General features: G+C 67.7%; 11 protein-coding genes. 5 read left to right on the top strand and 6 right to left on the bottom strand.

Translation table 11 applies throughout. The annotated features are described in order from the left end of the window. Positions 1 to 86: 86 nt before the first annotated feature. The 4 genes from ACT009_RS14015 to ACT009_RS14000 form a co-directional block, all read right to left on the bottom strand. Positions 87 to 2,192 carry an AsmA family protein gene (locus ACT009_RS14015; RefSeq protein WP_445191676.1) on the bottom strand — a complete coding sequence of 702 codons (2,106 nt, stop codon included), beginning with the start codon at positions 2,190 to 2,192 and terminating at the stop codon, positions 87 to 89. Positions 2,193 to 2,288: 96 nt separating this feature from the next. After that, positions 2,289 to 3,833, bottom strand: a complete 1,545-nt coding sequence (locus tag ACT009_RS14010; RefSeq protein ID WP_445191675.1) for a DHA2 family efflux MFS transporter permease subunit — start codon at positions 3,831 to 3,833, stop codon at positions 2,289 to 2,291. Positions 3,834 to 3,843: 10 nt separating this feature from the next. Further along, positions 3,844 to 4,911, bottom strand: coding sequence for an HlyD family efflux transporter periplasmic adaptor subunit (locus ACT009_RS14005; RefSeq protein ID WP_445191674.1), 1,068 nt, complete (start codon positions 4,909 to 4,911; stop codon positions 3,844 to 3,846). Further along, positions 4,904 to 5,350 carry a MarR family winged helix-turn-helix transcriptional regulator gene (locus ACT009_RS14000; RefSeq protein WP_445191673.1) on the bottom strand — a complete coding sequence of 149 codons (447 nt, stop codon included), beginning with the start codon at positions 5,348 to 5,350 and terminating at the stop codon, positions 4,904 to 4,906. Before ACT009_RS14000 ends, ACT009_RS14005 begins: the two co-directional genes overlap by 8 nt. A 135-nt stretch (positions 5,351 to 5,485) precedes the next feature. On the opposite strand from ACT009_RS14000, the gene ACT009_RS13995 reads away from it, so the two are divergent. From ACT009_RS13995 to ACT009_RS13975, 5 genes are all read left to right on the top strand, one after another. After that, on the top strand, positions 5,486 to 5,869 hold the full coding sequence (locus ACT009_RS13995) for a BLUF domain-containing protein (RefSeq protein ID WP_445191672.1): 384 nt from the start codon (positions 5,486 to 5,488) through the stop codon (positions 5,867 to 5,869). Between the two features lie 105 nt (positions 5,870 to 5,974). Next, positions 5,975 to 7,075, top strand: coding sequence for a PAS domain-containing protein (locus ACT009_RS13990; RefSeq protein ID WP_445191671.1), 1,101 nt, complete (start codon positions 5,975 to 5,977; stop codon positions 7,073 to 7,075). Beyond that, entirely contained in the window at positions 7,076 to 7,522 is a 447-nt protein-coding gene (locus tag ACT009_RS13985; protein ID WP_445191670.1) for a response regulator, read from the top strand. 447 nt (positions 7,523 to 7,969) lie between these two features. Then, complete coding sequence (locus tag ACT009_RS13980; RefSeq protein WP_445191669.1) at positions 7,970 to 8,563, top strand: Npun_F0296 family exosortase-dependent surface protein; 594 nt, start codon at positions 7,970 to 7,972, stop codon at positions 8,561 to 8,563. 160 nt (positions 8,564 to 8,723) lie between these two features. Next, positions 8,724 to 9,644, top strand: coding sequence for a cation diffusion facilitator family transporter (locus ACT009_RS13975; protein ID WP_445191668.1), 921 nt, complete (start codon positions 8,724 to 8,726; stop codon positions 9,642 to 9,644). Positions 9,645 to 9,664: 20 nt separating this feature from the next. On the opposite strand, the gene ACT009_RS13970 is transcribed toward ACT009_RS13975, so the two are convergent. Both ACT009_RS13970 and ACT009_RS13965 read right to left on the bottom strand, forming a co-directional pair. Further along, a complete protein-coding gene (locus tag ACT009_RS13970) occupies positions 9,665 to 9,922 on the bottom strand; it encodes a hypothetical protein (RefSeq protein WP_445191667.1) in 258 nt (85 codons plus the stop codon). 45 nt (positions 9,923 to 9,967) lie between these two features. Continuing rightward, the gene (locus ACT009_RS13965; protein ID WP_445191666.1) at positions 9,968 to 13,264 is read right to left on the bottom strand and encodes a glycosyltransferase; all 3,297 of its coding nucleotides are present in this window, start codon (positions 13,262 to 13,264) and stop codon (positions 9,968 to 9,970) included. Between the last annotated feature and the right edge of the window lie 103 nt (positions 13,265 to 13,367).

Here is a 13,367-nt window from a genome sequence, read left to right as displayed (position 1 = left end):
CCCTGCCCCTGTGTCCCCGCGAAGGCGGGGACCCAGTACTGGGCTCCCGCCTTCGCGGGAGCACAATTCATGCGGGTGCTGGCCCGCTAGAAGATCCCCAGGAACTTCTTCCGCTTCACCTGCTTGCCGGCCTTCCCGTTGCCCACATCGTCGCGCGGCTTGCCCTCAGTCGTGCGCTGCGCCGCCGCCGGGGCCGCGCGCAGGATCGGGCCGCACGCCGCGGACTTCGCGTCGCCGACATCGACGAAGGCAAGGATCCCCGCCACCGGGGTCGCCAGCAACGCCAGCCCCAGTCCCGCGCCTGCCCGATTGAGCAGTTCGGGGCTGATCACGTCGATCGATGGCTGCGAGAAATAACCCTTCAGCCCGACCGGCGACTGGCCCGAGAACACGCTGAACTTCTTGCCGTCGGCGCGGAACGCCAGGTCCATCGCCTCGGTCGCGAAGCTGAACCCGCCGCGCCCGACAATGACGTTCTTGGTGGTGTCGATCAGGATCGGATCCGCCGCCGCGACCCCGCGCCGCACCGTGAAGGCGATCACCCCGCAGTTGATCCGCACGGGTTCCTTCAGCCGCCCCTCGAACATCTTCTGCGCGAAGGTGCCGATGTCGAGTTCGGCGAGTTGGACGTTACGCGTCCAGAAGGTGCCGCTGGGCATCGTGAACGCGATCCGGCCGTTCGACGCCGCGAGCGATTCGTGGATCGTCTCGCCATCGCCTTCGAGCTGCAGGCGCCCCTTGATCAACCCGGTGGTGCCCGCCTCGGCGACCCCGAAGCCGGAGAGCAGGCGGCTCATCGGCGTCGGCGCCAGCCGGATGTCGTACCGGGTGTGGGTCGGGCGCTTGCTCGCGTCGATCGTCACGTCGGCGGCGACGTTGCCGCGCGCCATCGCGAAGGTCAGCGGCGACAGCTGGAGTATGCCCGCCTTCAGCCGCGTGGTCAGCGCGACGTCGGAGATCGGCACCCGGCGCGATCGAACGGTGCCGACGGTATAGCGGACGTCGGCGTCGAACTGACGCATCGCCTCCACCCGCAGCCGCGCGTCGGGCAGCATCCGCGCCGGCGCCGCCCCGGTTGCGCGCGCGGCGGCGACGACGCCTTTGGTCGCGACCAGATCGGGATTGTAACCGATGAACGGCGCGACATCGACGATGTCGAGCTGGCGCGTGGCGAGCGTCGCGTCGATGTGGATCCGCGGTTCGATCTGCTGGACGGTGAAGCTGCCCGCGATGTCGCTGTCGCCGAACCGCCCCTTCAATCTCGTGAAGCGATAGTCGGTGCCGCGCTTCACCAGCTGCGCGGTCATCCGGTAGCGCCGCGTCTCGGGCACCACCACGCCGATGATGTTGAGCAATTCGTCGACGTTGCGCCCCCGCGCCGCCACCGCGAGCGGAACGCCCTCGATCTCGGCGACGCTCGGCAGCGTGCCCGCGACGTCGATGACGTTGTTCGCGGCGAACGCGCGCATCGTCAGCTTGTTCTGCCCGCGCGCGACGGTCTTGTCGGGGGACAGCAGCGATCCGGTCAGCGTGAACGGCGTCGTCCGCACCACGCCCTTGCCGGTGAAGCCGACCGACCGGCCGATCCGCGCGGCATCGGACCGGATCGTGTCGAAGCTGAGATCGGCGAGCAGCTTCATCCGCGGATCGCGGTAGCGCACCGTGGTCCCCGCGACCGTCGCGACGTCGATCGTTGGGAATTCGAGCGGCTTGCCGCCCTTCTTATCGCTGAAGGTCCAGCTGTTGCGGTCGTGCGTCGCGTTCCATTCCAGATCGACCGCGCCGTTGACGAGATCGAGCGCATAGAGCCGTCGCCGGCCGAACAGCAGCGACAGCGGCGCGATCCGCGCCTCGAGATGATCGGCGCTGAACAGCTGCGGCCGCGTCGCCCAGCCCGGGTTCGACACGCTCGCCTGGTCCGCGACGAGCTTGATCGCGAACGGCGCGAAATAGAGCTGGAAGTCGCCCCCGACCTTCACCTCGCGGTGGGTCAGCGATCCGACGACGCGCTCGAACGGATGCCGCAGGAACCGACCCTTGGTGACGTAGAGCAGCAGCCACACCGCGAAGATCGTGACGACGATGCCGAGCAGGACGCGGACGACGATCCGCCGGCGGCGGCGGCGCGGTGGTGCCACGATCGGCTCGTCGGCCATGATCGGCTCGTCGGGCGCTGCGGAGATCTCGGTCATCGTCGTACCTCGCCGCCAGCCCCCGCCCGCCCCGCGCAGTCGGGAACGACGGATCGGGTCAATCCGCGGTCATCCTGCCTTGATCCGGCTGAACCCTCAATGACCCATCGCATCCGCCGATGCGGCGACCGGCGCGGCACCCTTGGGGCGCTTCAGGACGAATACCAGCGGCAGCGCCGCCAGCGTCAGGATCATCATCAGCTTGAAATCGTCGATATAGGCGATCATCGCCGCCTGCTGGTTGACCAGCGCATCCGCGATCATCAGCGCCTGGTCGGTGCCCCCGCCGAGCGCGCTCGACACGATCGGGTCGGCGCCGTCGATCGCCCCGGTGGTCAGATGCCCGCCGAGCACCTCGTGGCTGATCTGGACGTTCCGCGCGAGCAGCGCGGTGACGACGGAGATGCCGACCGACCCGCCGATGTTGCGCGACAGGTTCATCAGGCTGGCGCCGTCGGTGCGCTTCAGCGGCGACAGCGTCGCGAACGCCATCACGTTCAACGGGATGAAGATCAGCCCGAGCCCGACGCCCTGCACCACCCCGGTGACGATGAACGGCATCGATCCCATCTGCAGGTTCCAGCCGGTCATTTCCCACAGCGAATAGGCGGCGATGCTCAGCCCCAGCCCGACCATGATCCGCGGATCGACGTTGCGCTGCATCAGCCGCCCCGCGATCCACATGCTGCCGACGATGCCGATCCCGCGTGGCATCAGCAGCAAGCCGGTGGTCAGCACCGGATAATTGTACAGGCCCTGCAACATCGGCGGCAGCAGCGCGAGCGTCGCGGTCATCAGCACGCCGATCACGAACATGAAGCCGAGGCCGGTGATCAGGTTGCGATTGGAAAACAGGCTGCGGTTGAACATCGGATGGTCGGCGCTGAACAGATGGATGACGAACATCCACGCCGCCGCCAGCGCGACCATTCCCTCGATCCACACCTCCCAGCTGTTGAACCAGTCCTGGGTCTGCCCGCGGTCGAGCATCAGCTGGAACACGCTGATCGCGACGGCCAGCGACGCGAAGCCGAACAGGTCGAAACGGCGCCGGGTGATCCCGCGCCCCGGCAGCAACGCCCACAGGATCGCGAAACAACCGATCCCGACCGGCACGTTGACGTAGAAGCACCAGCGCCAGTCGTAATAGTCGGTCAACCAGCCACCGATCACCGGCCCCAGGATCGGGCCGACCATCACCCCCATCCCCCAGATCGACATCGCGCTCGCCTGTTTCGACTTGGGGTTGATGTCCATCATCACGGTCTGGCTGAGCGGGTTCATGAACGCCGCCGCGATCCCCTGGAGCACCCGGAACACGACCATCTCGGGAAGGCTCGTCGCCAACCCGCACAGCATCGACGCGATCACGAAGCCGACCACCGCGCCCAGGAACAGGTTGCGGCTGCCGACCCGGTCCGACAGCCAGCCGGTCAGCGGGATAGCGACCGCGGAAGCGACGATGTAGCTCGTCAGCACCCAGGTGACGGTATCCGCGGTCGCGCCGAGCGACGCCTGCATATGGGGCAACGCGACGTTGGCGATCGTCGAATCGAGGATCTGCATGATCGTCGCCGCCATTACGCCCAGCGTCAGCAGCGGACGATTGGACGTGTGGAGGGCCGGCGCCTCCTCGTTCACCCGCGCGACCCTACTGGACCTGGACGGACACGTCGGCGGATTGCCCGGCGATCAACTGGCGCGGGCTTTTCTCGTCGATCGCGATCCGCACCGGCACGCGCTGCGTTACCTTCACCCAGTTGCCGGTCGCGTTCTGCGCCGGGAGCACCGAGAATTCACTGCCGGTGCCAGCGCCGATCGACTGGACATGTCCCTTCAGCTTCAGGCCGGGATAGGCGTCGAACCCGATCTCCGCACGCTGGCCCACCCGCATCTTGTTGAGGTCGGTCTCCTTGAAGTTCGCCTCGACCCACGACCGGCCATTGGCGACGATGCTGACCGCGGGCAACCCGGTGATCATCATCTGCCCGACCTGAAGCCGATCGGCCTGGCTGATGGTGCCGCCGACCGGCGCGCGGACCACGGTGCGCGCGAGATCGAGCGCGGCGCGCGATCGCTGGACCTGCGCCGCGGCGATCGCGGGCGCGGTCCCGGGCACCGCGGAGCCGTTCGACAGCTTCGCCTGCGCCTCGGCGGCGGTCGCCTCCGCATTCGCCAGTTGCGCGCGGGCCTGCTCGACCGCGTGCTGCGCCTGCTGGAGTCGCGCGCGCGTCGTGAAGCCGCTGTTCATCAGCGCGGTCTGGCGCTGGTAATCTTCCTGCGCATTGGTGATCGCATCGCGCGCCGCTTCGATATCGGCATTGGTGCCGCGAAAGTTCGCCTGCAGCGTCGCGACATCGACCTGGGCGGTCGCGATCGACGCGTTCGCCTGGCTGACCGCGATCCGGTAGGGATCGGGATCGATCCGGAACAGCACGTCGCCGGCGCGAACCTGCTGGTTCTCGCGCGCCTTCACCTCGACGATGCGCCCCGCGACATCGGCCGACACCGCGACCTTGTCCTGCGAGACATAGGCGTTGTCGGTCGACACCGTGCGACCCGACGTGATCCACAGATACGCGCCGACCAGCACGATCAGCAGCGGCACGCTGAACATCAGTGCCAGCCGGCCCCAACGGCGCCGCGGCTTCGCTGGCTCGACCTGGACGTCGATCGCACCCGCGGTGCGCAAGTCGGTCACGGGATCGGCATCAGCCATGCGCACTATCCTTGCCCGGTTCGGGGGTGGCGAGATTGTCGCGGATACGGTCGAGCGTCGCGGTCAGCCGGGTGCGATCCTCCGCCGCCACGCCCGCCAGCGCGGTCGCGAACAGATCGTCCGCGATCGCCGCCAGTTGCTCGATCAACGGCCGCGATCGATCGGTGAGGAAGATGTTCCAGGCGCGACGATCGCCCGGATCCCGGCGCCGCTCGACATGGCCCGCATCCTCGAGCCGATCGACCATCCGGCACAACGTGATCGGCTCGACCTCGAGCAGGTCGGCGAGATGCCCCTGGTTGACGCCCTCGCGACGGGAAAGCGCGGTCAGCGCGCGCCATTGCGGGCGCGTCACGCCGATCGCGCGCGCGCGTTCGTCGAACCGTCGCCGCATCAGGCGCGACACGTCGCTGATCAGGAAGCCGATGCTGTCGCTCATAAGTGCGGATATAGTGAGTATCCTCATATAGGCAATCTCGGACGCAACCACTGAACTCCCGCGCGGAACGTTCTTGATCCATATCAATGCCGTACCATACCCTTGGTGCTACCCGCGGCCGCGCAAGGAGGCCGCGTGCGTCAGGTTGTCTACGTCAGTACGAGTACGTCACCCCCGCGGCAGTCCGTCGTCGACGATATCCTCCACCAGTCGCGCCACAACAACGCGCTCGAAAGCGTCACCGGTCTCTTGTGGGTCCGCCACGACCGGTTCCTCCAGGTACTCGAAGGACCGGACGAAGCGATCGCGCTCACCTTTGCACGGATAGCGAAGGATAGCAGGCACCGCGACGTCGAGGTGCTGGTCGATCGCGATCTCGAGGAACGGGAATTCGGTAGCTGGTCGATGGCGCTTCGCCACATCGGCGAAACCGATGCCGAACTCGACGGTCGCGTCCGCGAGCTGATCGCCTCGAAGCCGGAAGCGACCCACGCGCATTTCGATCGTTTTCTAGGATAAGCAGCGTCCGACCTCTGGCAAATTCGCCCGAGCCCATCTATCGGTCCCCCCAGCCGTACCTTCAGCGTACGCGGGCCGGGTATCCGGCGTGACGGAGCCCGGTTATTGAAGCAGCGTGACGACTGGCACCTGACGGACAAGGTGCAGCATGAACTGGGCGAGGGCGATCCCTTCGCCGCGGCGGTCCGCGCCACGCGCATGCCGATGGTGATCACCGATCCGAACGAGCCCGACAATCCGATCGTGTTCTGCAACGAGGCGTTCCAGAAGCTGACCGGCTATCCGCGCGACGAGATAGTCGGCCGCAACTGCCGCTTCCTTCAGGGCCCCGAAACCGATCGTGCCGAGGTCGCCAAGCTGCGCGACGCGATCGCCGCCGGCGCCAGCATCGACGTCGATCTGCTCAACTATCGCAAGGACGGCACGACCTTCTGGAACGCGCTTTATGTCAGCCCGGTCCGCAACGTATCCGGCGCCATCCAGTTCTTCTTCGCCTCGCAGTTGGACGTCACCAGCCGGGTCGAGGCGCAGCAGACGATCGCGTTGCAGAAGGCGGAGATCGAGCGCGAGGTCGAGCGGCGCACCGCCGCACTGGCCGCCGCGCTCGAAGCCAAGACGATGCTGCTCCACGAAGTCGATCACCGGGTAAAGAACAACCTGACGATGATCGGATCGCTGCTGCGGCTCCAGGCGCGGACGATCGAGGACGACGCGATCACCAGCAAGCTGGAAGCGATGCTCGAACGCGTCGACGCACTCGCGACCGTCCACCGCCGGCTTTACCAGTCCGACGACATCACCCGGTTCGATGTCGCCGCGTTCGCGGTCAATCTCGCGTCCGACGTGGTCGGTGCCAGCGGGCGCGACGACATCGTGGTCGACAGCCATGTCGAGCCGATCGAGGTCGCCTCGGCCAATGCCGCCGCCTTCGGGCTGGTGCTGAACGAGATCCTGACCAACGCGATCAAGCACGCCTATGCCGACGGGCGACCGGGCACGCTTACGATCCGTGCCGCGGACGCCGGCGACGAGGCGCAGATCGTCATCGCCGATGACGGCCCCGGCTTCGTCGACGGACCCGATCGTGAAGGCGGGCTCGGCCGCACGCTCATCGAGCGCATGTCTCGCCAGGTCGGCGCGACCACGGCCTATGCGGATGCGGCGCCGGGCACCCGCGTCACCATCACGTTCGCCGCGGCACGCTAGGTGGCATCCGGCGCCGACACCCTGGCCGTCCTGATCGTCGAGGACGAGGCGCTGTTGGCGATGGATATCGAGGCGATGGTCGTCGATTGCGGCCACCGCGTCGTCGCCGAGGCCGCGTCGCTCGACGATGTCGCGGCGCTCCGCATCGAGCCGCCCGATCTGGTGTTCCTCGACATGCACCTCGCGCGGGGATCCAGCGGGCTGGACGTCGCCGCGCTGGTCCGCGATCGCTGGGACGATGCGGTGATCGTCTTCGTCACTGCCAACCCCAAGAAGATCCCCGCCGACTTCGCCGGGGCGCACGGGGTCATCCCCAAGCCCTTCTCGCGCAACGGCCTGATGTCCGCGATGCGCTACCTGCAACAGGGCATGACCGCGCCACCGCCGTCGATCCCCCGCCCGATCAGCTTCGTCCCCGCCCCGACGATCGCCGACCGCTGGAGCTGAATCGGCCGGTCGGACCAGCAGCCGAGAACAACTCGGCGCAGCCGCGAAGTCCCGCGACTCGCGGCGATTCGCAACGATGGTCTCGATGATCAGCTAGTTTAATTACGATCCGCTCACGATCGATCGTGCTGAATCAGGACAGTGGGACAGTCCCGCGCCGGCTTGGACTACCCGGATCGCTACGTCGACCCAGGAAAAGTGATGTGATTCTAATCACCTGCTCGCTGAACACTGATCACGAACGCGAACAAGGTTAACACGCGTATAGATCATATCCGCATCTTCATTTTCTGTTAATTACCGGTCGTGGGTTCCGAGAAAGACTCGTTCGAAAGGGCGCAAGCGGGTCGAAGTCTCTCTCACTCGATCAACGGTCTTTATCGGGAGGTAAACATGTCATCTATTCTGAAGTCGGTATTTGCAACTGGTCTTCTCGCAAGCGCTGCCATGTTTGCGGCACCCGCGAGCGCGGCGACGTTCGGGTTCGTCCAGATGGGCGCGTCGCCCTCGAGCGGTTACACCGTGATCAACACCTTCGACACCGCAGCCGGCCTGATCGGTGCCGGGTTCGCGATCAAGGTTCCGCCGGCGGACAGCAACGGCGCGCCGCCCGCTAGCTCGATTCCTGCCGGAACGCCGTATCTGTCGGTCTTCGGTGGCGGCAGCGCGACCTACAACTTCACCAGCCTGGTGAACTCGTTCCAGTTCGACTGGGGCTCGATCGACGCCTACAACACGCTGACGATCGTCAGCAACATGGGCCCGGACATCGTCATCCCCGGCAGCGCGAGCTTCACCAACCCCGCCAACGGCAACCAGTCGGCACCGGCGACCAACGGCCTGTTCACCGTCTTCGGTGGCGAGGGCGAGTTCTTCAAGAGCGTCACCTTCTCGTCGACCGGCAACTCGTTCGAGGTCGACAATCTGGCGATCGCAGCGGTTCCGGAGCCGGCGACCTGGGCGATGATGCTGATCGGCTTCGGCCTGATCGGCGCCACCGCACGGTATCGCCGCCGCCACAACGCCGTTACCTACGCCTGATAGTCCCTGACAGGCGGGCAGAGGCCGTCGACCGAAAGGTCGGCGGCTTCCTGCTGTCCGGCGGCCGATCGTTCGCTACGTCGTGCATCCTACCGGATGCCGGTACGTTGCCCGCCATGACCCGGTGGCCTCCCCGCCGGACGAGTGCGAGCGCAAGACGATGACCATCGCCGAACGGATCCGGGCCAATATCGTGCTCTACGGCGCGCTCGCCGCCAATGTCGGCATCGCGATCGCCAAGTTCGTCGCCGCCGCGATCAGCGGATCCTCGTCGATGCTGACCGAGGGCGTGCATTCGCTGGTCGACAGCGGCAACCAGGTCCTGCTGCTCTACGGGCAGCATCGCGCCCAGCAGCCGCCCGACCGGCTGCATCCGTTCGGCTATGGCCGCGAGCTGTATTTCTGGGCGTTCATCGTCGCGATCCTGATCTTCGCGGTCGGCGCCGGCGTCTCGGTCTACGAGGGCTGGCAGCATATCCGCGAGCCAGAGCCGCTGCGCGATCCGCTGATCAACTATATCGTGCTCGGCGTCGCGTTCCTGCTGGAGGGTAGCTCCTGGACGATCGCGGTGCGCGAACTGAGCGCCAAGCGCGGCGAACTCGGCTGGTGGGCGATGATCCGTCGTTCCAAGGACCCCGCCGGCTTCATCGTGCTGTTCGAGGACAGCGCCGCGCTGGTCGGCCTGGCGGTGGCGGCGATCGGCGTATGGGCGAGCCACCAGTTCGCCGATCCCCGGATCGACGGCGTCGCCTCGATCGTGATCGGGCTGGTGCTCGGCCTCGTCGCGGTGCTCCTCGCCCGCGAGGCGAAGGGCCTGCTGATCGGCGAAAGCGCCGCTCCCGCGTTGATCGAGCAGGTCCGCGCGATGATCGACAAACAACCGCGGATCACTGCGGTCACCGACGTCCGCACCATCCACACTGCCCCCGACGCGGTGTTCGTCGCGGTCACCGCCGATTTCGACGACACGCTGACGATGGGCGAAGGCGAAACCCTGATCAGTGCCATCGAGGACGAACTGAAGGCCGCGATCCCGACACTGACCTCGGTCTACATCCGCCCCCGCAAGGCCGGAACCTGAAAAGCGTCACTCGCCCGCGCCTACAAGCCCATCCGGTCCAGCGCCGTCGCCAGTTCGTCGCTGATCGTTTCCGCCTCCTTCGGCACCAGCCGGTTGAGCGCGGTCTGCACGCGGGTCTGGGCGACCTGCAGCGCCTTGTGGCGGACGCCACGGATCATGTTGGTCCGCCCCGATCGGCTGGCGCCGAGCAGCGCCGCCCATTTCTCCTCCTCCGCCGCCAGGATCGCCAGTGCGAGTCGGAGGCCGTCGCGCCGGCCATGGGCATAATCCTCGGACATCCACCGCCTGTAGGGCGTGGCCGCGCCGCCGCCTAGCGTCCTCGCCTAGGCGCCGACCCCGACCCGCCCGGTCCGCTCGAGCTTGCCCCAGCCGACCGTCCAGCCGCCGATCGCCGCCGCGATCGCGCGCAGCACGACGCCGTACATGATCTGCCGGTACACCAGGCGCTGCGCGACCAGCAGGAAGGCGGGGAAACGGGCACGCCGCCCGTCGAGCCAGTAGCCGATCCATCCGCATGCCACGTCGATCGCGGTGAACGCGACCCAGTAGAGCCCCATTCGCCCGACATCCCCGCTGGTCTGCGCCCAGCCATGCTGCCCGATCCGCAGGATCGTGCCGACGATCGACATCACCAGCGCCAGATCGATCAGCGGCGAGATCGCTGCGAACAGGATCTGGAACAGCCACGCCTGCGGCAATCCGACCCAGGCGAGTCCCGACGGCTTGCCGCTGCGCAGGATGCCGCGATGCTTCCACAGGCATTGCAGCGTCCCGAATGCCCAGCGGAAGCGCTGCTTGGCGAGCGCGCGGAACGTTTCGGGTGCCTCGGTCCACGCCACCGCATCGGGATCGTAGGTGATCCGCCAGCCCGCGCGCTGCACCGCGATCGACAGGTCCTGGTCCTCCGCCAGCGTGTCCTCGGGATAGCCGCCGACCGCGTCCAGCGCGGTCCGCCGCCACGCCCCGACCGCGCCCGGCACCACCGTCATCGCGTCGAACCCGGCCAGCGCGCGGCGTTCGAGGTTCTGCGCGGTGATATACTCCACCGCCTGCCAGCGCGTGACCAGGTTGACGCGGTTGCCGACCCGCGCGTCGCCCGCCACCGCGCCGATCCGCGGGTCGGCGAACCAGCGCGCCAGCCGGGTGATCGTCTCGGGTTCGAACTGGGTGTCGGCATCGAGCGCGATGATCACCTCGCCGCTGGCATGGAGCAGCGCCCGGTTGAGCGCCGCCGCCTTGCCGCCATTCTCCAGCGTCAGCAGCCGCACCCGCGGATCGTCCGCGAACGCCTCGCGCACCCGCGCACTGGTGGCGTCCTTCGATCCGTCGTCGACGACCATCACCTCGATGCCCGCATAGTCGCTCGCCAGCACCCGTTCCACCGACGAGACGATCACGCGCTCCTCGTTATAGGCCGGCACGATCACCGACACGGTGGGGGTGAACACCGGCGGTTCGGCACGGCGATAGCGCGCCTGCAGCCACGCGAGCGCGGTCATCAGCACCGCGCGCGCGATCCCGAGCGAGATCGCCACGTAGAACAGCCAGGTGATCCCCCCGACCAGCCCGGCCAGGATCACGAACACCGCGACGTCGGTCCGCACTGCCCACAGGTCCGTTCCCGACACCGTCGGCATCGCCTGCGCCGGGCTGACGCCGACCAGCTGCGAGGCGGTGACGAAGCGGTAGCCCTGGTGCTTCAGTGCCGAGATGATCCGCGGCAGCGCCGCCACGGTCTGCGCGCGGTCGCCGCCGCCGTCGTGGAGCAGGATGACGTTGCCGGTGTTGGTCGGGGTCGCCGCCGCGACCTGATCGAGCACCTGCTTGACAATCGCGTCGGTGCCCGGTCGCTGCCAGTCGTTGGGATCGACGTGCAATCCGACCACCGTATAGCCCAGCTGTTGAGCATGCAGCGCCGGCTCCAGCTCGTCGATCGTGGTCGGCTCCGCATCGCCGAAATAGGGCGCGCGGAACAGCGTCATCGATCGCCCGGTATAGGCCTGGACCAGCCGCTGCGTCGCGTTCAGCTCCAGCGAGGTCGATCGCGGCCCCAGTCGCGCCATGTTGGGATGGGTATAGCTGTGGTTGCCGAGCTCGTTGCCGCCGGCGATGATCTCGTTCAGCAGCCGCGGATGCGCGAGCGCGTTCTCGCCGATCACGAAGAAGGTGCCCGGCACCTGCGCCGCCTTCAGCTCGGCGAGGATGCGCGGCGTCCACGTCCCGTCCGGGCCGTCGTCGAAGGTCAGCGCGAGCATTTTCGGATTGGCGCCGCCGGTGCGCTGGACGACATAGGGCGTGGGCAGCGCGTCGTAGCGTACGTCGCGGATGACGCCCTGCCCGTCCATGCGGGTCGTGCGCTGGCCGGTGGTCGGCGTCGCGGTGATCCGCAGGATCTCGCCCGATCCCTCGACATCGGTGTTCAGCATCGACACCGGCCGTGACAGATCGGGCACGCCGCCGGTGCGGATCGCCGCGAGATCGGCCCAGAAGCCCTGGTCCTCGGTGCCGAGCCGCCACAAGGCGACATTGTCGATGTCGAGCCGCTTCAGCACCTGCATCTGGTTCCAGCTGGTCGCTGCATCCATCATCCAGATCGAATGCCGGACACCGTCCTCGTCATAGCCGAAGCTCGCATTGCCGCTGGCGGGATCGAAGGTCGGCGAGGCGTCGCTGTCGTGCGCGGCGAGCCACGCATCCTCGATCGACAGCGCATCGGTGTCGCCGCCGTGCCAGTCATAGCCATAACTGCCGAGCGCGATGATCAGCTTGTCGCCGGGCACCGCACGCCGTGCCGTCTGCACCTGCTGCACGAACCAGTCCTGTGCCGCGATCGGGCCGGGCTCGCCGCCCTCCCAATGCTGGTCGTAGGCCATGAACACGACCTTGTCGGCGACCTGCGCGAGTGCGCGGAGCGGCCAGCGCTCGTCCTCCGCCGGCGCGGTGACGGCGAGGACCGATCCCTTCGGCATCGCCGCGCGTAGCTGGCGCAGGAAGCCCAGATAGGGGCGCATCGCGGTCGCCGGCAGCGCCTCGAAATCCATCACCAGCCCGGCCGCATGGCGTGCCGTCACATAGGCCGCCAACTGCCGCACCGTCGCCGCGCTCTCGACCGGATCGGCGAGCAGCGCCGCGGTGCCCTTGCCGTCCCAGCTGTTCTCGCCGTAATTCTGCACCATCGGCAGCACCTTGGGCGGATTCGGCATCGCCGCGACGCTGCGATCGAAGGCGTCGTCGCGATGCGCCGACACGATGTGCTGCGGCCCCGACACGCTGACCAGCGCGGGCACCACCCAGTCGAGCGCGCCGCCGTTGCGCCGCAGCGACGCCAGGCTGGCGTCGTCGCCGGGCACGTAGAAGCCGACGCTCAGCGCGGTTCCCAGGTTTTGCGTCACCCGCCGCGGTAGCCACGCCGCCAGTCCGCGCGGGTGGTGCTGGCCACGCGCGGCGGCGGCGTGCGGCTGCGGCAGCGGCAGTCGCAGGTCGCGCCGGCTCGGCACCAGGATCAGCGTCGTGGCGAACGCGATCGACGCCAGCACGACGGCCATGATCAGGATCCCGAGCGTCCGGCGCGACATCCTGCTGCGACGGCCGGAGGGATCGAAGAAGACGGGCGCTGGCATCGGGAAGCCTTTTCACGAAGAGGGCGCGTCGGCACGTCCGACGCAGCGGTGACCATGCCTGTGTAGCGGATCGAGGTAAGCGGCGGCTGGGCCGCGCCTTACA

The organism is Sphingomonas sp. Tas61C01, from assembly GCF_052567495.1.
This window is presented reverse-complemented; position numbering and strand designations above follow the sequence as displayed.

What these genes read in the sequence shown, in the direction of transcription:
- ACT009_RS13970 (WP_445191667.1), bottom strand. Translation starts at nt 9,922, where the DNA reads ATGTCCGAGGATTATGCCCATGGCCGGCGCGACGGCCTCCGACTCGCA.
- ACT009_RS14000 (WP_445191673.1), bottom strand. Translation starts at nt 5,350, where the DNA reads ATGAGCGACAGCATCGGCTTCCTGATCAGCGACGTGTCGCGCCTGATG.
- ACT009_RS14005 (WP_445191674.1), bottom strand. Translation starts at nt 4,911, where the DNA reads ATGGCTGATGCCGATCCCGTGACCGACTTGCGCACCGCGGGTGCGATC.
- ACT009_RS13965 (WP_445191666.1), bottom strand. Translation starts at nt 13,264, where the DNA reads ATGCCAGCGCCCGTCTTCTTCGATCCCTCCGGCCGTCGCAGCAGGATG.
- ACT009_RS13975 (WP_445191668.1), top strand. Translation starts at nt 8,724, where the DNA reads ATGACCATCGCCGAACGGATCCGGGCCAATATCGTGCTCTACGGCGCG.
- ACT009_RS14015 (WP_445191676.1), bottom strand. Translation starts at nt 2,192, where the DNA reads ATGACCGAGATCTCCGCAGCGCCCGACGAGCCGATCATGGCCGACGAG.
- ACT009_RS13980 (WP_445191669.1), top strand. Translation starts at nt 7,970, where the DNA reads ATGTTTGCGGCACCCGCGAGCGCGGCGACGTTCGGGTTCGTCCAGATG.